This window comes from Corynebacterium stercoris (assembly GCF_024160105.1).
GTDB classification, from domain to species: domain Bacteria; phylum Actinomycetota; class Actinomycetes; order Mycobacteriales; family Mycobacteriaceae; genus Corynebacterium; species Corynebacterium stercoris.
This window is the reverse complement of the sequence record NZ_JAMFTQ010000019.1, coordinates 24049-43139: the sequence shown is the minus strand read 5'-3', so window position 1 is coordinate 43139 and position 19091 is coordinate 24049. Positions and strand designations below refer to the sequence as shown.

Below are 19091 nucleotides of genomic sequence, written 5' to 3'. Positions count from 1 at the left end.
GTCCCTGCCCACGCAGGAACCGGATTTGAGCCCATTGATCCAAAGAAATCACCCATCCAATCTTTTTCGGATGGGCTACTTTTCGAGGAGCGTTTTGGGCTACTTTTCAACGAGCGCTGACAGGTGGTGATCCCGGAAGATTCGAGCGCTTCGCGGGCTTTTTGGACTGTGGTGTGCGAACACCCCACGGTGATACGGATTTGGCGGACGGACCAACCTTTGAGAACAAGGTCCATCACCGCCCGGTAATCAGTCACAACTGGACTCCTCTGGCAATGCCGCGCGCCCTGTAGTCGCGCGGTCACCAGCATCGTCCCCCAAGGTGTTACTGGATACTCACCATCGCGTTACTCGAAACCCACCACGGTGTTACTAGATGCACCCGCGCAACACTTCGGAAAGTAGGATGAAAGATGAACGTAAAGACGCTGCGTAAATCCGCGCTAGTTGTAATCATGTTCTTGATCCTCGGCGTTTTGGCGTACGAAGTATTCACTGGGTCACTGACTGTTAGTACGACCGTCGTTGCAGTGGGTGCTTTGGCATTTATGGCCTGGGGGTATTGGAAGGTTTCCCACGAGCGGCCGAGCACGGTCTTTTTCACCCCGGTGATCTTGTCGCAATTCCCGGAGTTCACGAGCTCGTCGTTCCTCGTCTACTACACGCTGCTCGGTGTGTCATCGGCTTTGGCGATGCCAGTGGCAGGTCAGCTGGTGGACAAGCTGAAGGCACAGGGACTGCTCATTATCGGCGGAATCATCGCTGCGGTGGGGCTAATCATCTTTGGGCTGTCAACGTCGCTGTGGATGTTCTACCTCGCCGGCATCGTGATCGGTGTCGGTGTGGGCCTTTCTGCACAGTATGTGCCTATCGTTGTGGTCAACCGATGGTTCTTCCGGAATAAGGGCACCATCATGGGTGTCGTCTTGGCTGGCTCCGGGGTGGGAGGCATGATCCTCGGAATCGGCATGCCATATCTCTTGGATTCAGTCGGCTGGCGCGCCGCCTCATTCTTCCTCGCGGCATTCATGGCGGCGTTCACGATACTTCCGGCGATCTTCCTGGTGCGCAACTCCCCACTGGATTATCAAATCCCCGGCTATGGCGAGACGGCTGTCAACGCTGATGAAGCCGCCGACGTCTCCGGAGTCGAGCCGGGCTTGACCCAAAAAGAAGCGTTCACAGTGCCCTGGTTCTACGTGCTCATCGCGTCCTACTTTCTTTTCGGCATGACGTACGCGATGACACAGCACCTTGTGGCGTACCTGTCGGGCACTCCGTGGGGCATCTTTGTCTCCTCCAGCAAGATCTCCGCGGTAGTCATCACCGCGACTCTGAGTTTGATCGTGTTCAAACCGTTGATCGGCTGGTTGATCGACAAGATGGGGCTCCTACCGGCGATGTGGCTGACCTTGGGAGTGGCCGGTGTTGCGGTGTTCATCTCCACCTGGGTCACCTACTTCATTCCGTACCTTGTTCTCATCGTCATTATGTCCCTGGGCACTTCGAACGGTACGGTGTCTCCCCCACTCGTCGCGCAGGCGGCGTTCGGGCAGCGTGACTTCTCCAAGATCTGGGGTGTGCTCGGGATGGGCTACCCAATCGGCTTGGCGGTGGGAACACCGTTGTGGGGAGCGTTCCCAGACAAATTCGGTTCTTACGGCGCCGGCTTCGTCCTCGTCCCGTTCGTGACGGTCATCTTCATGGTCGGATTCACTCTCTCGGTCAAGAAAACCCGCAAGCTGTGGGCGATGAATCAGAAGAAGTAGCTCGCAGATATCAGCGCTAGCATCGTGCCGACACACGAAATCGGCCCCGAGGGGAAGCCTCGGCGCCGATCGTCGATAAGCGGGGGCGTGTCTTAATCCTTGGCCATGACCGTGGCTGCGGCGAGGAGCACAGACATAGAGCCGCGGTCGAGAGTCGGCTGGAGCTGCGGGAGGAAACCCTTGTTGTGGTTGGGCGGACCATCGTGGCCCTCCTCGAATCCGGACCAGGAGATGAAGACGTAGGGGGCATCCCAGGCGTTTGGGATGACCGGGAAATCCTCGGAACCGGATAAGCCAGCGCCCCATCCGACCAGTTCTTCGCCGAAGTAATCGGTGAAAGTGTTCTTGAGGCGCTCGGTCAGATCCCTGTCGTTGTAGATCACGGGGACGGAATCGAGGTATTCGAACTCGGGCGGTTCCGGGCAATTACCGGCCTCGCACTCGGCGGTGATAACGCGTTTCATGATGTCCTGGATCTGTTCGGAGATCTCGTCGGTTGAGGCACGCGTGTTGATTCCGAGCTCGACAAGATCGCAGATCGAGTTGGACGACGTTCCGCCGTGGATAGATCCCACCGAGATCACGCCAATCTCGAGCGGGTCGATCTCGCGGGCTACCGCAGCTTGCAGTCGGGTGACAATCGTCCCCGCGGTTGGAATCGGGTCGATTGCGCGGTGCGGAAGGGAGCCGTGGCCGGATTTTCCGTGGATGCGGACCTTCCAGTTCGACGCGGCGGTAGTCATTCGACCCGGCGTGAAAGCGAAGCCGAGCGGCGGGTCTTCGGCGAGAACGTGCTGGCCGAACACGTAATCCGGCTTAGGTAACCGTTGAACAAGGCCGTCCTCCACCATTCGGCGGGCCCCGCCACCAGCTTCCTCGCCGGGTTGGAAAAGGGCGATGAAGGTACCCGACCAAGCGTCTTTGTTGCGAACGAGCGCGTTCACGGCACCGAGATGCGCGGCGGTGTGCATGTCGTGGCCGCACGCGTGCATGACACCTTTCTCGGCCGGCGCGGCGTAATCGGCTCCAGTGTCTTCGGCGATCGGCAACGCGTCGTGGTCGGACCGGAACAAGACGGTCGGGCCGTCCCCATTCTCGATGACAGCGACTTTGCCGGTCCCCGCGAATGTCTGCACCTCGAGCCCCATGCGTTTGAGCTCTTCTTCGATGCGGGCGGCTGTCTCATGCTCCTCCATGGACAACTCCGGGTTCCGGTGGAACCACTTATACAGCTCTTCCCGCTCGGCACGAGTTTCCTCCAGCGTGGCTGATAATTTCTCGATGTTCTCGTTGACCATGAATTTCCCTCCGTTCTGCAAGTGGTGGCAGCACCACGTTCACGTTTAAGTCTAGGTCGATTCTGCGGAATGCAGGCGGGAAATGCGGTTCGGTGAAGTTGCGGGGCTTCAGGTGGGAGACCTTGACTTTGAACGGCACCGAATCAGTATTAAGCGTCAGGCTGTCACGGTTGGCAATGAAGTGCATATCAAGGAAGCTCTCAAGACTGAGGGTTCAAGGCGTGTAGTTGCCTTTTCTTCGAAGCTGGACGATGAACTCAAAGCACTGTGCAAGGGGAAGAAGAAAACAGACTTCCTCTTCACCAAACAGGGAACAAAGGAGCCGTTAAAGCGACCGCAGGGGACGAAGTCGTGGCTCGGTTGTGCCGTAGGACGCATTCAAGCAGTAGATGAGGATTTCCCCCATGTGACATCTCATGATCTTCGTCACACCGCCGTCTCTTTGATGGTGAGCGTGGGGGCACCCATCTCTGTAATCTCACGTCAGGTGAGACATAAGAACATTTCGATGACGTTGGATCACTACACCGAGCTGTTCGATAGTGACCTAGATTCTCTGACAGCAGCGATGGATTCCATCCTTTAGCGGCGGAGCTGTACGGCATCCATACGGCAATAGCAGTGCTGGAAGTGCCTATTTATCGTCTCTTTTTTCTATTAATTTGTGGATAACACCCCGCCTGACCTCGTTGTTACTGGTTAATGGAGTGCAATGGGGGTTTCGGAAAACTCATTGACCACTGCTGATGTTGCCCGATTCCAACCCTAGTTCCACGGACCCGACGATCTAGTTCCAAACTTCGAAGGTGACCTTGGTCTATAGCCTTCTCACGGGTATACGAAGGGGCGAGAATGGAAGACCCCATTCACGCCGAACTCAGTCAGCATGAATGGGGTCTTCTAGTCAGCCGACTCCGTCAGGAGCCGACTTCTTCGGCTAAACCCGCTGGCGGATGGTTCCGCCGGGGTTCTCGTCGCCCCAACGCTTCGTTACGAAGCGACCCGTCGTTGCAGAGCGGGTTACGGTGCGATTGTTGCTGGTTCCCTTCCCGACTCGTTCGGTAGTGGTCTTGTTAGGCCACCGGCCCCTAGCCGCGTTGGAAACGAACTTGCCGGTCTTTGCAGACCGATTAACACTGCGTCGAGCCATTCTCGACAACCTCCTATGGAGTCTGACGAGAGTGAGCGCGTTTCGTGCTTGAAACGCTGTTGACTCAGTTAGACTCGGTGTATCACGTCCAAGTGGTGACCGAGACTAATCTCTCGTCGGAACGGGGTCGAGCGCCAACTCGGCCCCGTCACTCAGTCTTAGGGGGTAAGCGTACGAATTTCCCCTTTTTGCTGGTAGTGGCACGTTTCTGAGCGAGTTTTCTTGCCATTGCGGCGGTCTGCTCATTCGACACTTTCGACCGCATTTGGCGTACCTCTTGAGTGCCAAATGACGAGCGCCCCAACGCCTCTTTGTAACGGCTAGTCATGCCACGCCTCCTTCGTTCCTATGCTTTCTGGCTTTCCCTCGCGCCCTTTCCAACGTTTTGTTCACATTGCGAGGAAGCATTCCGAGTCTGCCCGCAATGTCCTTCGCAGAAAGTCCCTCAGCATGCAAACGCACGACTTCCAACCCTCTCTCCGAAAGCAACCCGGTCACGAGGCGCAGTTCGTCGTCGCGTTCAAATTGCGTCTCCAACGGCATTTCGCGTGAAGGCAGGTTGTGCAATTCATCTTCTTCAACCTCTTGTATGTAGCGTGCAGTCTTCTTGAGCTCTTTGGCACGTTGTTTCAGCACCTTGCACGCCTCAATTAAGCACCTGCCGACGAAGAAGGTCTTCAAACTCGCTCCGCCAGTCGGTGACCACTTTCCTCCAACAAGCGCGTCTTCCCGAAACCCGAGGACGGATTCCACGACGATGTCTTGGGCAATTTCTTCTGCTTCTTCTGGGGTGAGGAGGTCTAAACGGACGTCCTCGTCCTTGGGGACGAATTTCAGTTTCTCACGGCATTTGGAAAGCAGTTCTTTCGTCAGAATCCACTTCTTGATACATGCGAACCCGTACCCCATGAGCTCGATTTCAAAATCGTCGTAGTCCCTGCCCTGGAAGCCTTGTTCCCGCAAAACTTCATAGAGCTCGCGGTCACCCGCAAGGCGATCTGATTCCCCGCTCGGCTTTGTGGACTCCGTCCACGCGACGGTGGTCTTACGCTTACGCCGCCCTTCGTTGCGAAACCTGTCTAAGTCGCTCACGAGCCTCCCTCATGTTCTAGGAGGAGAGTTTAGCTTCTGGGTATCACCTCTGGCTAGGCAGTTTCGAGACGCGACCGAGAACGTCCTCAGTCAACTTGGCCGCGTGCGGGGCATCATTTCTCGGGTAAAGCGCTCGTCCTTGGACAGGGCAGGATCACCGTGCCGCTGTCTGCTCGCCAGCCGGCACAAACCACCGTCGCGTCTGGCACACCACCGCCGGCAGTCCCTCCTTCCGGCAGTTCTCCGCGATCTTCCGGGCAAGCGCGAGCTTGTTCGTGCGGCCGATAAACTCGGTACCACCTTCTGTCCAAACCTCGTAGGTCTGTTTCCCGAAGCGGGCGTCGATCAATTCGCGAGGCGCGTCCTCGTAGACGCCTGTGTCAGCCACGAGAGTGTCGTGCTCCATGTGTGTTTCTGCGACGAGCCGAGAGCGCTCCCACATCGACAAGTTCCGCGGGTCAGCGTCGGCCTCAAGCGTCACGAGTCCGGTGGCGCGGTCGCAGTTCTTCACAAGTGCAGTCAGGAACTTCTTGGCCTGCGCCACGTCGAACTCGACGTGCTCACCGTCGGCGCCCAGCAGACGCACGGTCTCGGCATTGCGGCCGAGGAACACGTTCATGTGCGCGAGCTCGTCGCGGTTGAGGAACAAGTCGAGGTGGAGAAGGACCGACTCGGGACGCCGCCGTTTTGGAACCGGTACGGAAAGGAACTCTATGTCTGATTCGTCAAAGTGGTGGTGGCTAATACCCCAGGAGCCTGCCGAGAGCCCAGGGTGGCGAACAACCGCAGGGGTACGAGATTCGATGGAGGCTAGGACGTCTCTTTGAGTAGTGGGTCGTTGTCGGTTTCGATCCGGTCCCACCGCGCGAGGTACACAGCAGCCTTGTCGCCGCGGGCTAACCGTTCGCCTGTTTCCCCAAGGGCTGCGGCCGCCGACCAGTGGACGGACAGGAGGTTGAAGTTCTCGTCTCGGACTTCGATACGAGACCCCGTTGCGGGGTACGGGGCGGAGCCTTTCATTGTGAGTGCGTAGAAGTTGTCGGGCGCGGCTTCGTCGGACCAAGGATTGTCGTGGTGTGAGGTCATGCTTTGAGCATGTCGTCGTAGCCACGTTGTCGCCAGGTCGGGGGTACGTGGTTAGTAGGGAGCGTTGCCTGACGTTCGCGGAACACTGAGTTGCCGCTGAGGTTGCTCATCTTCACTGCTGGCTTGAGCGTCTTGCGTGAACTGGAAGGACATGGCGAGGAGCTGTTGAGTGAAATCCAGCGCGTTCGTCGCAGTTCTATCGGTTATCGCTTCGATTTCGTGAGTGGCATCGTTGCCCCACTCCCGGATACTGTCTGCCCAATCGTTTTTCATGCGATGCGTGAGGTAATCGTTCTCAACCAAATAGTTAACGCAGGTTTTGAATTTCGGAGCCCAGCCGTCCTTGTCTTTCGGAGGAAGGCCAAACTCCACAGCGGCTGCGAACACAATCTTCCTACACATCAGAACAGAGCTGGTGTAGGCGCCCACGGAGTGCGTGAGCACGGCCTCGCGCCACATCTCGCCTATGTGATTCGGCAAATTTCGTATCGGCCGGTCGCCAGCAGCAGGAGGGAAAACAGTCCATTCAGACCGGCCGTCGGACATCGCGATAGACGCTCCGAGGCACTCGGTGCAAACCATCCACCGGAAATGCTTCCTCTCGGTGCTGCCCGTCGGGTAGGACTTAGCGATATTCACCGTTCGGCCGCGGCCGCAGTTCGGGCATTCAATCGAACCTTTGTTGGCTGTCGAGTCTTCGAAACGAAACACAGTATGTCCGTCATTGGGGTGCAGAAAAAGTAGGCTGAACTCTTTTCTCCCGAGCATGAAACTCCTTTGATCGAGGGGGCGGTCAGGTCAATCGTAACTACCAGCAACGACACCTCCCGTTTTCTTTCGAACATGCCGACGACTAGGGCAGGCTGGTCATCAAACGCTGTTCGCCGCTCGCTTCGAGTCCCGAACCGAAAGGTTCGTTAACCTTGAAACAGCACTAGAGAGGACACCCATGTCACGACTGACTGACCTGCTTGCCCAGGCCCGGGCCTATGACCCGCGGATGGCCCAAGAACTGGAGCGCGAGTTTCGTCACGCCACCAACCAGCGCTCCTTCGGCCTCGTCTTTGAGCGCCACCTGCCCGACGCTGTCGAGCTTCCAACCCGGCCTGTTCGCCGCGGCGATACGGTTCACCTTCTGCCCGAGCGTGGATCAACGAAACCCACCGACCCGGCGCTGTGGACAGTGGCGAAGATTGACCGCACGGCCGAGGGAGGGGCCACCGCGGTGGTTGTCGAAACGAAGCCCGCGAAGGACTCCGAGGCGGAGGTGCGAGACGGGGTTGCAGTAGACGACCTTGTCGTAGTCGCTCAGCACGATGACACGATCTACCCCGGGCTCGTCCAGACCGGTGAGGTCGTGAACTCTGATGACCCCCAGGCGCCGTTTCACACGGTCATTAACGCCGAGAACCTCCACGCTTTGAACTTGCTGACGTACACCCACCGTCACAAGTTGGACTGCATCTACATCGACCCGCCGTACAACACCCGTGACAAGGACTGGAAGTACAACAACGACTACGTTGACGGAGACGACCAGTACAAGCACTCCAAGTGGCTGTCGATGATGGAGAAGCGTCTGGAACTCGCAAAGGAGCTTCTTAACCCCGAGGATTCGGTGCTCATTGTCACGATTGACGAGAAGGAGTACCTGCGGTTGGGAATGCTGCTGGAGCAGACGTTCCCGGAGGCGCGGATTCAGATGGTGAGCAGCGTTATTAAGCCTGGCGGCGTGAGTCGTAAGGGATATTTTGGTCGTTCGGATGAGTTCCTTTTCTTCGTGATGCTGGGTAATGCCACTCCTTCGCCGGTTGAAAGTTCCGAGGGGTTTGGATTCAGCGATGCTTCCGAAAACTCGAAGCCGAAAGACCCCCTTTACTGGAACACTCTTTGGCGGTCTGGTTCGAATGCTAGTCGCTCAGATCGTCCAGATTTGTTCTATCCGATTTACCTTGATGGGGAGGGGCGAGTAGTCGCGGCTGGTGATTCGCTTCCTAAAGACGTAAACCGACACAGCGTTGAAGGTCCAGAGGACCTGATTCAAGTTTGGCCGCTTCGTAAAAACGGCGACGAGGGGCGTTGGCAACTAGGGCAAGCCACTCTTTTGAAACGCGCTGCTGACGGTTACATCAGAGTAGGGCGCATCAACGGAGAAAATACAAGAATCTACCATCTGTCAAGCGGTGAAATTTCCAAAATTGAGAACGGTCAAATTGAGATTGCGGGCCGAGCAAAAGACGGCAGCGTTATCGGAGTTGAAATAGAAAGTGGCCGCAGTGTCATCCCCACGTCTCAGTGGCGTCTGGCATCGCATGACTCAAGTAGGTTTGGAACCGCGCTACTCACCTCGTGCCTGGGAGAAAAGCGATTCGACTATCCGAAGTCTCTCTACGCTGTCGAAGACACTATTCACTTTTTTGTCGCCGGCAAGCCCGACGCGACGATCCTCGATTTCTTCTCCGGTTCGGGAACAACCGCCCATGCAGTGATGCGTCTCAACAAACAGGACGGTGGCAGACGCCGCTCAATCTCAATTACGAACAATGAAGTGAGCTTCGCGGAGGCTAAGAAACTAACCAAAGACGGCTTCCGCCCTGGGGACCCTGAATGGGAGCGCCTCGGAGTATGTGACTTCGTCACAAAGCCTCGTATTGAGGCTGCAATCACCGGCAAAAACCCGGCCGGCGACCCGATCAAGGGTGACTACAAGTTCACTGACGAGTTCCCGATGGCCGACGGATTCGAGGCTAACGCCAGGTTCTTCACCCTTACGTACGAGCCCCCGACGCGGGTGCGCCACGGACTGGCCTACACGCAGATTGCCCCGCTTCTGTGGATGAAAGCCGGCCAATTCGGGCGAGTCATCGAGTCCATCCCCGACCGCGGCTGGGACGTGGCCGAATCGCACGGAGTCATCACAAACTTGGCTGCGGTCGAATCGTTCGCCGACGCGATCCGCGAGACGGGAAGCGTTACGACCGCGTACATCGTCACCGACGACGACTTGGCTTTCCAGTCAACAGTGAGCCGACTCGACGGCCTCGACGTTGAATGTGTGCAGCTCTACAGCACTTACCTCACCAATTTTTCCTTCACCCAGTCCGGAGGTGCGATCTGGCCATGAAGTACACGCTCAAGCCCTACCAAGAGACTGCTTCGCGCGAGATTCTTGAACGCCTAGATGATGCCAACCAGGTTCGTTCTATTGGCAAGCAGGCCGCGTTCGCGCTTTCTGCACCGACAGGTGCCGGTAAGACCGTGATCGCCACCGATGTGTTTGAGAAGCTCCTTTTGCCGTCAGATGACCGGGTGCCGGACGAGAAGGCTGTCATTATTTGGTTCTCGGACAACCCGGACTTGAACCGTCAGTCGCGTCACCGTATCGAGGGTGCGTCGAGTAATTTGCACGGTCGTACTGTCGAAATCGACAACTCGTTCATTAAGAACGAGTTTGAGCCGGGGAAAATCTACTTTCTCAATACCCAGAAGCTGTCCAAGGGCACAGTGCTGACGGGGGGACGGAAGAAAAACGGTTCGAACTTCGAGCTGTTCGACAATGCACCCGATTTGACGCGGGTGACAATCTGGGACACGCTTCGTAACACTCTTGAGTCGTCTGACCACAACGTTTACTTCGTAGTTGACGAGGCACACCGCGGTTCCGGGAAGCAAACCGACCGTGAGACGATCCTCCACCGTCTTATCGCCGGCCACACCCCGGACGGCGTTACTGCGCCGGTTCCGCCGATGCCAGTGGTCGTGGGCATTTCTGCCACACCGGGCAAGTTCAAGTTAATGCTAAACGACATGCCTGGTGCTCGCATGGTGTTAGAGGACGTGGACGTCCCGACCGACGAGGTGCAAGAGTCGGGGCTGCTCAAAGACATTGTTGAGCTCCAGATTCCCGGTGAGGAGGGTGAAGCGTTCGAGAACGTCTTCGTCCGCCAGGCGGCCCGTTTGCTTGCTGAATCCACGCGGCGTTGGAGCGAGTATCACATTGAGCAAGGCGGAGATGACAAGCGAGTCGTACCTCTGATGGTTGTGCAGATGCAGGACTTAGCGACCCCGGAGGACATGTACCGAGTCATCACGGCTTTGCGTGAGGGTTGGCCAGAGCTGCCGCATGACTGCTTTGCCCATGTTTTCGGTGAACATACTGCGATCCAGGCCGGCGACACGGTGATTCCGTACATCGAGCCGCAGCACGTCGAGGACCGCGAGTGGATTCGCGTTTTGTTCGCCAAGACGGCTATCTCCACCGGCTGGGACTGTCCGCGTGCCGAGGTGATGGTGTCTTACCGCCCAGCCAATGACGAGGACTTCATTACCCAGGTCATTGGCCGCATGGTGCGCTCTCCGCTGGCGCGCCGAATCCCAGGTGATGACCTTCTCAACTCCGTGCTGTGCCTGTTGCCGAGGTTCAACCGCGCGGCCGCTGAGCGGGTCGTAATGAGCATCAACAAGCCAGGCGAGATTGACCCGCCGCCGTTCATCAACCCCGTGGTGAAACCGGAAACGCTCCTGCCTATCGAGAACGAGGACCTGTGGACAGTGTTTACTGCTCTTCCGACCGAGGTTGCCCCGAAACGGTCCGGCAAGCCGATTTCACGCCTCATCAATACCGGCATTGAGCTGGAAGTAGACGGGCTCATGCTGGACGGCGAATCGAGGGCCAAGAAGGAACTCATTTCTATAGTCAACGCGCTGCTCGTTCGCTACGCCGACGAAGTTGAGACCAAGAAGAAAGACATTCTGAAAGTTGAGACGCAGCGACTGACGTACCGGTACTCGGACCGGGGGCTGAAAGACGAAGACTCCATCGAACTTGTCGCCGACGACAGGGTTATCACCGAATCGTTTGAGTTGGCGACCCCCGTGTTCAGCCGAGCACTCGCCAACCTGTGGGTCAACGATTTCCTGGTCGCAGGGTTAGAGAACGGTGAAGCCGACGAAGACCTCATTATCGAAGCGCACCTGACGCTGGGCGCTCTGGCGAAAGTCGAAGGAGCCAAAGACTCTCTGTGGCGTGAAGCCGATCAGACGGCGAAGTCCTGGCTTGACCAGCACCGGGCTGACATCTCCGCGCTGCCGGACAGCCGGCAGGCGAAGTACACGGTGCTGCGTGAGATGGCCGAGGCGCCTAGCACTGTGTTTTTGGAAAAGCCCAAAAACCGCATGGAGTCCCCGGGCGTGTGGAACTCGGAGAAAAAGGAGCTAGACCCGTACCCCCGCTACGACAACCGGGCACTCGTCGCGGAAAACGGTTCAGCGCCAGCGAACCTGAATGACTGGGAGACAAAAGTCGTCGAGACCGAAATGGCGCGACTTGGTGCGGTTTCTTGGTACCGTAACCCTTCGCGTCCAGGCCGAGACGCGCTTTCCGCGGTGTACTACGACGAGGCCACCGGTCGCTGGAGGAGTGTACAGCCGGACTTCATCTTCTTCCTTCGTGACAGCGAAGGCGCCATGCGAGCGTCCATTGTTGACCCGCACGGTGCCTACCTCGGCGACGCGCTCGGGAAGCTGCGCGGCCTTGCTCGCTACGCGGAGCAGTACGGAGAGCTCTTTGTCCGCATCGAGTCAGTCTCCGGAGCGGACGCCGAGTCGCTCAAAGTTCTCGACTTGAAGTCCGAAGCGGTTCGCGCGGCGGTGGCCGAGGCGGTAAGCGCGGAGGCCGTGTACGAGAAACACGGGTACGACTACAGGTAACGGTCGTTTCGTGGACCTCAAGGCTCACCTGGCCAATGAATGACTAGTCGATTGGCGCGACCCGAATCCGATTCCCGTCCGGGTCAGCGACTACGAAAGTTGTGCCAAAAACGTCCTCGTGCGGCTCCTCGACAATACGAACGCCTTTGTCCACCCAGGCGTCGTAAGTCTCCTGCACCTGCTCTGCTGTGACGTTCAGACAAACTTCCGAAGTACGTACTGGTTCGCCCGCCAGAGCTGATGACTCCCCAGTCCACAGGGCTAGAGCAACGCCTTCCGCTAGTCCGAAAGTGACGTAACGCGGTGTTTCAAAAGTTGTTTCGACTTCGAGCAAAGCCCTGTAGAAGTCAACCGATTTCTGGATGTCGCTGACGTAGACGATGAAAACCAATTCGCGGTTCATTTTCTTCCTCCAAACTCAAGATTGTTCTGTCCACGTTACCTGGGACATCGGTGGACCCATAGGAATCTGAGTTTCTGGAATCAATACAGTCGCCGCGTAAACGCAGGCCGCAAGCCACCAGAAGAAGTGTTCTGGAGGGCCGCGGACTAGAAGTTGTGTTCGAATAGCAAAAATCGGCGGAAACCGGTCTTAATCTATCGATTTCCGGGCGTTTGGCGTTCGGCGAAGCTCTTTCTACCAGCGGGTTCCGCCGCAACTTGCTGAAACCAAAAGTAAAGGAGGTTCCTGTGAAAATTTTCCGAACTCTTTCGAAAAGTTCTCCGAAACCCCCAAAGAAGATCGTGCCTCAGGTGAGACTCGAACTCACACCTGACTGGTTTCAGTCAACCTAGAGTTGGTCCAGCAGGGCGATGTACTTCTTTCTGGCCTTCATTGAATGGATGAGCAGCTCATCGCCATCCTTCGCGACGATCACCACTGTTTCAAGCAACCGACCATGGTGATCAAACCCCAGACGCAGTTCCCGCTGTTGGTTGTCGTCTTCGTCCAAAGTCTCGACCCAAAGGGGCCAAGTAGCCGCCTGAATGCTATCCGCCTCCTCGATGCCGTGCTTGTGGGCGGACTGGGTAAGTCTCATGCTGCAAGGAACCGTGCAATCGCCTCACGCATAATTTCGGATCGAGTAAGGCTCATTTTTTCGGCCGCTGCGTCGAGATCCAACAACTCCTGCTGGGTAAGGCGGACCCCAATAACTTGCGAGGGCTCAGCACCGCGCCCTGGGCGTCCCTTCCCACGTTCCTTCAGCACCTCAACGTCATAGCCTGCTTCTGCTTCGGCTACCCACGCTTCGAGCTGCGAATCATCGAACCTAACCGGCATGAGGCAATTCTATTACCGATCAAGTGGAGCGCGCCAGAGGATTGTGCCCCAGGTGAGACTCGAACTCACACTGGACGGGTTTTGAATCCGTTGCCTCTGCCAATTGGGCTACTGGGGCGACTCGGAAAATCCTAGCCCAGGCTGCGACGAATAGATAAATCTGCCCCGCTGGCTAGACTAACGGCCATGCGTATTTCCTCCAGTGCTGCCGTTTCCGCCGCCACTGCAGCTGTACTCGCTGCTTCCCTCATCGTCGCCCCGGCCGCCTCCGCACAGACTGCTGACACGCAGGCTGGGGACCAAGCGTCGGAAAGCTCGGTGCGCGCCGAGGAGGCGTGGAACAAGGCCAAGGGCTCCACGGATTCCTCCACCACCCAGAAGCGCACCGGCATCGGCGCGCCGGCGGAGGCGCTGCAGCCGCTGAGCCCGAACCCGGCCGCGGATCCGCTGTACATCAACCCGGCGGAGAACCCGCTGAAGGAAGTCAGCAGCTCCGAGATGTTCCTCGACTGGACCAGCGACATGGAAGAGGGCGGCGCCGGCAAGGACTTCGTGCAGGCGTGGGCGATCGGCTCCGCGATCCCGGATACGGCGAACCCGGTCGAACTGCTGAAGCAGGAGATTCAAGGCTCCACCATGATGTCCTCCGGCCTGTTCACCGGCGATTTCGCGCAGAGCTCCCGCGGCTCTAGCCAGGCAACCTCGGTGATTCTGCCGGTGTTCCTCGGCGTCATCGTCATCGGTCAGGTCATCGAGTGGCTTATGCGCGGGGTGCGTTTCATCACCCCGTAACGGGCTCGGCGCTTGACGACGATCGTTGTGAAGCGTGCCTACTTTCAAGATCGCCCCGCGGGGTTTAATATGCACTGCAGTGTATTTTTAACAATCTTGAAAGAACCATGCAGAAACCACTCCCCTTCGCCCGCGCTGCCGGCATCGTCGCCGCGCTGACCGCGGCATCGCTGCTCGCGGGCTGCGTGACCAACGAGGAAGGCGGGAACCCCGAGGGCTGGCAGCCGGTCGTGCCGGCGGCGGTGCCCGAGCTCGCCGCCTTGGTGCCGCCGGAGGTCGCCGCTGACGGCGCGCTGAATATCGGCACAAATCCCCCGTTCGCACCGTTCGAGTTCAAGGACTCCCAAGGTGCGATAATCGGCCTTGAGATGGACCTCGGCCACGCGGTGGCCGCGGTGCTCGACCTCGAGTACAAACCCACCGACATGGACTTCTCCATGATCCTGCCCGCAGTGCAGGCCGGCAGCATCGACGCAGGCATGTCCGGCTTCACGGACAACGAGGAGCGCCGCAAGTCCTTCGATTTCGTTAACTTCCTCTACGCCGGCATCCAATGGGCGTCGCAGCCGGGCTCGGGCGTGGACCCGAATAACCCGTGCGGCCTCATCGTCGCCGTGCAGCGCACCACCGTCTCCGAGACCGACGACGTACGCCCGAAGAACGATGCCTGCATCGCCGCCGGCGAGGAACCGATCACGATCCTGTCCTTCGACACCTCCGATAACGCCGCGCTTGCAGCGCTGGTCGGGCGCGCGGACGCGCTCAGCGCGGACTCCCCCGTCACGGCCTGGGCGGTGACGCGTTCCGACGGCAAGTTGGAACTCATCGGGGACATGTTCGACGCCGCGCCGTACGGCTTCGCCGTGCCGAAAGATTCCGGCCTGGCCGAGGCACTCGCCGCGGCGATGCAGCACCTCATCGAAACCGGTGATTACGACCGCATCCTCGCCCAGTGGGGCGTGGAGACCGGCCACCTCGACCAAGCGTTGATCAACGAGCAGCCGTACCAGGGCGCAGCCCAGGGGTAGTAAAGGAACATTATGAGCAACCGTATTTCACTGCCGTCGAGAAGCAGCCGCCCCGAGCGCCGCGAACGGCCCGAGCGCATCGAAGCGAAGCCACTGCGCCACCCCGGACGCTGGGTGCTGGCCGCGGTGCTGATCGCGCTGGTCATCTGGTTTGTCATCGGCGCCGCGCGCAACGAGGCGTACGGCTGGGAGACCTACTTCCAGTACTTGCTGGACACCCGCATCGCTACCGCAGCGCTGCACACGCTCGCGATCACGATTCTGGCGATGCTCATCGGTGTGATCGGCGGCGTCATCCTCGCCGTGATGCGCATGAGCCCCAACCCGGTGTTCAAGTCCGTGGCCTGGGTGTTCCTCTGGATCTTCCGAGGCACCCCGGTCTACGTGCAGCTGATGTTCTGGGGCCTGCTCGGCGCGATCTACGACTCGATCAATCTCGGTTTCGCGCAGATCCCGCTCGATCCGTTCACGTCCTCGGCGTTTATGCTCGCCGTCGTCGGCCTCGGCCTGAACGAGGCCGCATACATGGCGGAAATCGTCCGCTCCGGAGTCGCCTCTGTGCCGGAGGGCCAGATCGAGGCCTCGAAGGCGCTGGGCATGGGCTGGGGACAGACGATGCGCCGCACCGTCCTGCCCCAGGCGATGCGCATCATCATCCCGCCCACCGGCAACGAGTTCATCTCCCTGCTTAAGACCTCCTCGCTCGTCGTCGCCGTGCCGTACTCCCTGGAGCTCTACGGCCGCTCCATGGACATCGCTGCGGCACTCTTCCAGCCCGTGCCGCTGCTGCTGGTCGCCGCGACCTGGTACCTGGTGATCACTTCCATCCTCATGGTGGGCCAGTACTACCTGGAGAAGTACTTCGACCGCGGCGCGACCCGCCAGCTCACTGCTCGTCAGCTGGCCAGCCTCGCCGACGCGGAGGGCACCATCCCCCACAACGTGCAGATCATCGATGAGCCCGCGAACAAGAAGGGACACCGCTAAGCCATGACCGTCAAACACCTCCCCATGGTCCAGGCTGTCGATGTCTGGAAAGCCTTCGGCGGCTTGGACGTGCTCAAGGGCATCGACCTCGAGGTCATGCCGGGGACCGTCACCTGCATCATCGGCCCGTCCGGCTCCGGCAAGTCCACGTTCCTGCGCTGCGTCAACCACCTCGAGCAGGTCACCGCGGGCCGCCTCTACGTTGACGGTGAGCTGATCGGCTACCGCGAGCGCGACGGCGTGCTCTACGAGATGAGCGAGCGCGACGCCGCCCGCCAGCGCCGCGATATCGGCATGGTGTTCCAGAACTTCAATCTTTTCGGCCACCGCACGGTGCTGGAGAACATCATCGAGGCCCCCGTGCACGTGAAGGGGCAGCCGGTCGCCGAGGCGAAGGCCCGCGCGATGGAGCTGCTGGCCATGGTAGGCCTCGAGCACAAGGCCGACGCTTACCCGATCCAGCTCTCAGGCGGCCAGCAGCAGCGCGTGGCCATCGCCCGCGCCGTTGCGATGGACCCGAAGCTCATGCTTTTCGACGAACCCACCTCCGCCCTCGACCCGGAGCTGGTCGGCGAGGTGCTGCGCGTCATGCGCAATCTTGCCGACGACGGCATGACGATGCTCGTGGTGACCCACGAGATGGCGTTCGCACGCGAGGTTGCCGACCACGTGGTGTTCATGGCCGACGGCGTCATCGTCGAGCAGGGCACGCCGGCCCAGGTGCTGGACAACCCGCGCGAAGAGCGCACCCAGGCGTTCCTGAGCACGCTGTTTTAACCCGCGAGGCTGCTGCCCCGGATTTGCTTTGGTTTTGCCGGGCGCTGCGCTTCCTAGCATGGGTCTTCCCGATGGTTTTCGGGGAGACCCTTTGTGTTTCCGCAATGGGGTAAATATTTGATTTCGCGGATTATTGTGGCGGTTCCTCCCCGTTATGTGTGGGTGGCGCACACTTGTGTGCGAAGCCCAATATGTAGCGCATTACCATAAAGGAAAGTGTCTCCCGGCGCCGGGAAGCCGTGCACGCGGCGCCGCGGGGCTCGGGGTGAGTGGCGGGGACTGGGGCGGGGTTTAAAGGGCGAAGAGGCCGCGGACGAGCGCCGTCGCGCCGCCGAAGAATGCGAGGCCCAGCGCGATGCGGCGCGCCTTCGGTGCGGGGACGCGCGGGGCCAAAGCCTTGCCGACGATAACGCCGAGGAGAAGCCCGAGTAGTGTGGCAGCCCAGACGGCGGGGTGGATGCCGCCCATGTCGGCCGCCCCGGAGAGCTCCTTGCCGAGGAACGACAGCGCGCCGCCGACCAGGAAGATCGGCTGAATGGTGGCGGCGTAGGTGCGCTGATCCCAGCGCGCGGCCTGCGCGTACACGGTGATCGCGGGGCCAGCGACACCGGAAAGCGTGTTCATGAAGCCGCCGACCGCGCCGGAGATGGCGGCGGGCACAACGCCCTCGATGCGGGGCACGTAGCGCTTCCCGAGCGTGACCACGCTCAGGGCCACGAGCAACAGCACGCCGATCAGGATCTGCAGGACCGCAGTGGACACTCGCGGGATGATCCACGCGCCAGGGATGACTCCGATAATGAGCGCGCCGGCGATGGGCCAGAACTTGGACCAGTCAATGTTGGCGCGCATTCCCCACGTATTGGCCGTGGCGTTAATCACGGCGAGGACGTTGACGAGAACGATGCCGTCGATAGGCCCGAGCAACAGCGAGAGCACGGGCGCGGCAATCAACCCCATACCCATGCCCGAGATGCGCTGCAGGCCCGCGCCGAGGGCAACGGCCAAGAACAGGCCGATAAGGATCCAGGTCACCGGAGCGCCAGCGCTTTTAGCGGAACTTCTTCAGCATCGCCTTGCGGACGTGCTCCGGCACGAGGCCGGTGATGTCGCCGCCGTACTTGGCCACTTCCTTGGTCAGGGACGAGGAGATGTAGCCGTACTTTTCGTCGGTAAGCAAGAAGTACGTGTCCACGCCGGTCAGCCGGCGGTTCATCTGCGCCATCGGCAGCTCGTACTCGTAGTCGAGGGCGGTGCGCAGGCCCTTCACCAGCGCGGTCACGCCGTGGGCGCTGGTGTAATCCACGAGGAGGCCGCCCCAGTTGTCCACGCGCACGCGGGGATTGTCGGCGGTTACTTCGCGGATGAGCTCAACGCGTTCGTCGATAGTGAACAGCCCCGACTGCTTGGCGGGGTTGCCTGTGACCAGGACGATGACCTCGTCGAAGTGGCGCGAGGCGCGGGTGACGATGTCGAGGTGGCCGTTGGTGATCGGGTCGAACGACCCGGGGCAGACTGCGGTGGTCAACTTATGCTCCTTCCTCGGCGGACTCCGGATCCGAGTAGACCGCCATGTCCATGCGGGCGATGCCGTACAGGCGCTTCTTCAGCTTTTGGCCGGTCGGGGTGAATTCCCGCGGCCAGGCGGTTTCGGGGCTTTCGCGGTGGCGCTCGATGACGACGACGGCACCGTCGGCAAGCGTGGGCTTGAGCGCCTCGACCATCTCGGCGACGGCTTCGTCGGCCAGGTCGTACGGCGGGTCGGCGAGCACCATCGTGAAGTGCTTGCGCGGGGCGCGCGCCACGTACGTCGATGCCCTAACCGGCTCCACGCGCACGTTCGGGTGGCCGACAACGCCGATGTTGTACTCGATGACCTGCACGGCTCGCGGATCGTTTTCCACCAGCACGACCTCATCCGCGCCGCGCGAGGCCGCCTCGAGCCCCAGGGCACCGGAGCCGGAGAACAGGTCCAGCACCCGCTGGCCGACGAAGCCGAACCGCACCTGCAGGGAGGAGAACAGGCCCTCGCGGGCGCGGTCCGACGTCGGGCGCGTGCCCTCCGGCGGCACCTTGATCTTGCGGCCCCGGGCCTCACCCGAGATGATGCGGTTCATCGAC

At 59.8% G+C, this 19091-nt stretch carries 20 protein-coding genes and 1 tRNA gene; 8 read left to right on the top strand and 13 right to left on the bottom strand.

Annotated features, from left to right (window positions below; all coding sequences use genetic code 11):
- Positions 1 to 257: helix-turn-helix domain-containing protein (locus M5J20_RS10560; protein WP_253579378.1), on the bottom strand; the 257-nt coding region annotated here is incomplete at its 3' end.
- 156 nt (positions 258 to 413) lie between these two features.
- Between M5J20_RS10560 and M5J20_RS10555 the strand changes: the two genes are divergently transcribed.
- Positions 414 to 1769, top strand: a complete 1356-nt coding sequence (locus M5J20_RS10555; protein ID WP_253579376.1) for an MFS transporter — start codon at positions 414 to 416, stop codon at positions 1767 to 1769.
- Between the two features lie 92 nt (positions 1770 to 1861).
- Here M5J20_RS10555 and M5J20_RS10550 read toward each other — a convergent pair whose 3' ends face one another.
- A complete protein-coding gene (locus tag M5J20_RS10550; RefSeq protein WP_234948813.1) occupies positions 1862 to 3067 on the bottom strand; it encodes an amidohydrolase in 1206 nt (401 codons plus the stop codon).
- 82 nt (positions 3068 to 3149) lie between these two features.
- On the opposite strand from M5J20_RS10550, the gene M5J20_RS10545 reads away from it, so the two are divergent.
- Positions 3150 to 3653 carry a site-specific integrase gene (locus tag M5J20_RS10545; protein ID WP_253579375.1) on the top strand — a complete coding sequence of 168 codons (504 nt, stop codon included), beginning with the start codon at positions 3150 to 3152 and terminating at the stop codon, positions 3651 to 3653.
- A gap of 888 nt (positions 3654 to 4541) precedes the next feature.
- Here M5J20_RS10545 and M5J20_RS11530 read toward each other — a convergent pair.
- The 4 genes from M5J20_RS11530 to M5J20_RS10525 form a co-directional block, all read right to left on the bottom strand.
- Positions 4542 to 5309 (bottom strand): RNA polymerase sigma factor, encoded by a 768-nt coding sequence (locus M5J20_RS11530; RefSeq protein WP_253579372.1) that lies wholly within the window; start codon positions 5307 to 5309, stop codon positions 4542 to 4544.
- Between the two features lie 154 nt (positions 5310 to 5463).
- Complete coding sequence (locus tag M5J20_RS10535) at positions 5464 to 5958, bottom strand: hypothetical protein (RefSeq protein ID WP_253579371.1); 495 nt, start codon at positions 5956 to 5958, stop codon at positions 5464 to 5466.
- A 161-nt stretch (positions 5959 to 6119) separates the two neighbouring features.
- Positions 6120 to 6395, bottom strand: a complete 276-nt coding sequence (locus M5J20_RS10530) for a hypothetical protein (protein WP_253579369.1) — start codon at positions 6393 to 6395, stop codon at positions 6120 to 6122.
- 51 nt (positions 6396 to 6446) lie between these two features.
- Positions 6447 to 7163, bottom strand: a complete 717-nt coding sequence (locus M5J20_RS10525) for a DUF4145 domain-containing protein (protein WP_253579367.1) — start codon at positions 7161 to 7163, stop codon at positions 6447 to 6449.
- Between the two features lie 181 nt (positions 7164 to 7344).
- Here M5J20_RS10525 and M5J20_RS10520 point away from each other — a divergent pair, with 181 nt between their 5' ends.
- Together M5J20_RS10520 and M5J20_RS10515 are read left to right on the top strand one after the other, a co-directional pair.
- Positions 7345 to 9519: a site-specific DNA-methyltransferase gene (locus tag M5J20_RS10520; protein WP_253579365.1), complete on the top strand. Its 2175-nt coding sequence runs from the start codon at positions 7345 to 7347 to the stop codon at positions 9517 to 9519.
- Entirely contained in the window at positions 9516 to 12104 is a 2589-nt protein-coding gene (locus M5J20_RS10515; RefSeq protein ID WP_253579363.1) for a DEAD/DEAH box helicase, read from the top strand. The genes M5J20_RS10520 and M5J20_RS10515 overlap by 4 nt, the downstream gene beginning before the upstream one ends.
- A gap of 43 nt (positions 12105 to 12147) precedes the next feature.
- Here M5J20_RS10515 and M5J20_RS10510 read toward each other — a convergent pair whose 3' ends face one another.
- The 4 genes from M5J20_RS10510 to M5J20_RS10495 all read right to left on the bottom strand — a co-directional run bounded on the left by M5J20_RS10510 (position 12148) and on the right by M5J20_RS10495 (position 13504).
- Entirely contained in the window at positions 12148 to 12507 is a 360-nt protein-coding gene (locus M5J20_RS10510; RefSeq protein WP_253579361.1) for a VOC family protein, read from the bottom strand.
- A 388-nt stretch (positions 12508 to 12895) separates the two neighbouring features.
- Positions 12896 to 13144 carry a toxin gene (locus tag M5J20_RS10505; protein WP_253579359.1) on the bottom strand — a complete coding sequence of 83 codons (249 nt, stop codon included), beginning with the start codon at positions 13142 to 13144 and terminating at the stop codon, positions 12896 to 12898.
- Complete coding sequence (locus tag M5J20_RS10500; protein WP_253579357.1) at positions 13141 to 13386, bottom strand: ribbon-helix-helix protein, CopG family; 246 nt, start codon at positions 13384 to 13386, stop codon at positions 13141 to 13143. Before M5J20_RS10500 ends, M5J20_RS10505 begins: the two co-directional genes overlap by 4 nt.
- A gap of 44 nt (positions 13387 to 13430) precedes the next feature.
- Positions 13431 to 13504 (bottom strand) — tRNA-Leu (locus tag M5J20_RS10495).
- A 68-nt stretch (positions 13505 to 13572) separates the two neighbouring features.
- Here M5J20_RS10495 and M5J20_RS10490 point away from each other — a divergent pair.
- The 4 genes from M5J20_RS10490 to M5J20_RS10475 all read left to right on the top strand — a co-directional run bounded on the left by M5J20_RS10490 (position 13573) and on the right by M5J20_RS10475 (position 16970).
- Positions 13573 to 14178 carry a hypothetical protein gene (locus M5J20_RS10490; protein WP_253579355.1) on the top strand — a complete coding sequence of 202 codons (606 nt, stop codon included), beginning with the start codon at positions 13573 to 13575 and terminating at the stop codon, positions 14176 to 14178.
- 107 nt (positions 14179 to 14285) lie between these two features.
- Positions 14286 to 15206, top strand: a complete 921-nt coding sequence (locus M5J20_RS10485; protein WP_253579353.1) for an ABC transporter substrate-binding protein — start codon at positions 14286 to 14288, stop codon at positions 15204 to 15206.
- Positions 15207 to 15218: 12 nt separating this feature from the next.
- The gene (locus tag M5J20_RS10480; protein ID WP_253579351.1) at positions 15219 to 16193 is read left to right on the top strand and encodes an amino acid ABC transporter permease; all 975 of its coding nucleotides are present in this window, start codon (positions 15219 to 15221) and stop codon (positions 16191 to 16193) included.
- Between the two features lie 3 nt (positions 16194 to 16196).
- Positions 16197 to 16970: an amino acid ABC transporter ATP-binding protein gene (locus M5J20_RS10475; protein ID WP_302467803.1), complete on the top strand. Its 774-nt coding sequence runs from the start codon at positions 16197 to 16199 to the stop codon at positions 16968 to 16970.
- Between the two features lie 291 nt (positions 16971 to 17261).
- Here the strand turns inward: M5J20_RS10475 and M5J20_RS10470 are convergent, their stop codons facing one another.
- Genes M5J20_RS10470 through M5J20_RS10460 form a run of 3 tightly spaced genes read right to left on the bottom strand, consistent with a single transcriptional unit; the run spans position 17262 to position 19087 of the window.
- Entirely contained in the window at positions 17262 to 18005 is a 744-nt protein-coding gene (locus M5J20_RS10470) for a sulfite exporter TauE/SafE family protein (protein WP_253579350.1), read from the bottom strand.
- 16 nt (positions 18006 to 18021) lie between these two features.
- Positions 18022 to 18498, bottom strand: a complete 477-nt coding sequence (gene coaD, locus M5J20_RS10465) for a pantetheine-phosphate adenylyltransferase (protein ID WP_253579348.1) — start codon at positions 18496 to 18498, stop codon at positions 18022 to 18024.
- 1 nt (position 18499) lies between these two features.
- Positions 18500 to 19087: an RsmD family RNA methyltransferase gene (locus M5J20_RS10460; protein WP_253579384.1), complete on the bottom strand. Its 588-nt coding sequence runs from the start codon at positions 19085 to 19087 to the stop codon at positions 18500 to 18502.
- Between the last annotated feature and the right edge of the window lie 4 nt (positions 19088 to 19091).

Coding starts and splice junctions, on each gene's coding strand:
- M5J20_RS10485 (WP_253579353.1), top strand. CDS start 14,286: ATGCAGAAACCACTCCCCTTCGCCCGCGCTGCCGGCATCGTCGCCGCG.
- M5J20_RS10545 (WP_253579375.1), top strand. CDS start 3,150: ATGCGGTTCGGTGAAGTTGCGGGGCTTCAGGTGGGAGACCTTGACTTT.
- M5J20_RS10500 (WP_253579357.1), bottom strand. CDS start 13,386: ATGCCGGTTAGGTTCGATGATTCGCAGCTCGAAGCGTGGGTAGCCGAA.
- M5J20_RS10480 (WP_253579351.1), top strand. CDS start 15,219: ATGAGCAACCGTATTTCACTGCCGTCGAGAAGCAGCCGCCCCGAGCGC.
- M5J20_RS10515 (WP_253579363.1), top strand. CDS start 9,516: ATGAAGTACACGCTCAAGCCCTACCAAGAGACTGCTTCGCGCGAGATT.
- M5J20_RS10475 (WP_302467803.1), top strand. CDS start 16,197: ATGACCGTCAAACACCTCCCCATGGTCCAGGCTGTCGATGTCTGGAAA.
- M5J20_RS10550 (WP_234948813.1), bottom strand. CDS start 3,067: ATGGTCAACGAGAACATCGAGAAATTATCAGCCACGCTGGAGGAAACT.
- M5J20_RS10490 (WP_253579355.1), top strand. CDS start 13,573: ATGCGTATTTCCTCCAGTGCTGCCGTTTCCGCCGCCACTGCAGCTGTA.
- M5J20_RS10525 (WP_253579367.1), bottom strand. CDS start 7,163: ATGCTCGGGAGAAAAGAGTTCAGCCTACTTTTTCTGCACCCCAATGAC.
- M5J20_RS10555 (WP_253579376.1), top strand. CDS start 414: ATGAACGTAAAGACGCTGCGTAAATCCGCGCTAGTTGTAATCATGTTC.
- M5J20_RS10510 (WP_253579361.1), bottom strand. CDS start 12,507: ATGAACCGCGAATTGGTTTTCATCGTCTACGTCAGCGACATCCAGAAA.
- M5J20_RS10530 (WP_253579369.1), bottom strand. CDS start 6,395: ATGACCTCACACCACGACAATCCTTGGTCCGACGAAGCCGCGCCCGAC.
- M5J20_RS10505 (WP_253579359.1), bottom strand. CDS start 13,144: ATGAGACTTACCCAGTCCGCCCACAAGCACGGCATCGAGGAGGCGGAT.
- M5J20_RS10520 (WP_253579365.1), top strand. CDS start 7,345: ATGTCACGACTGACTGACCTGCTTGCCCAGGCCCGGGCCTATGACCCG.
- M5J20_RS10460 (WP_253579384.1), bottom strand. CDS start 19,087: ATGAACCGCATCATCTCGGGTGAGGCCCGGGGCCGCAAGATCAAGGTG.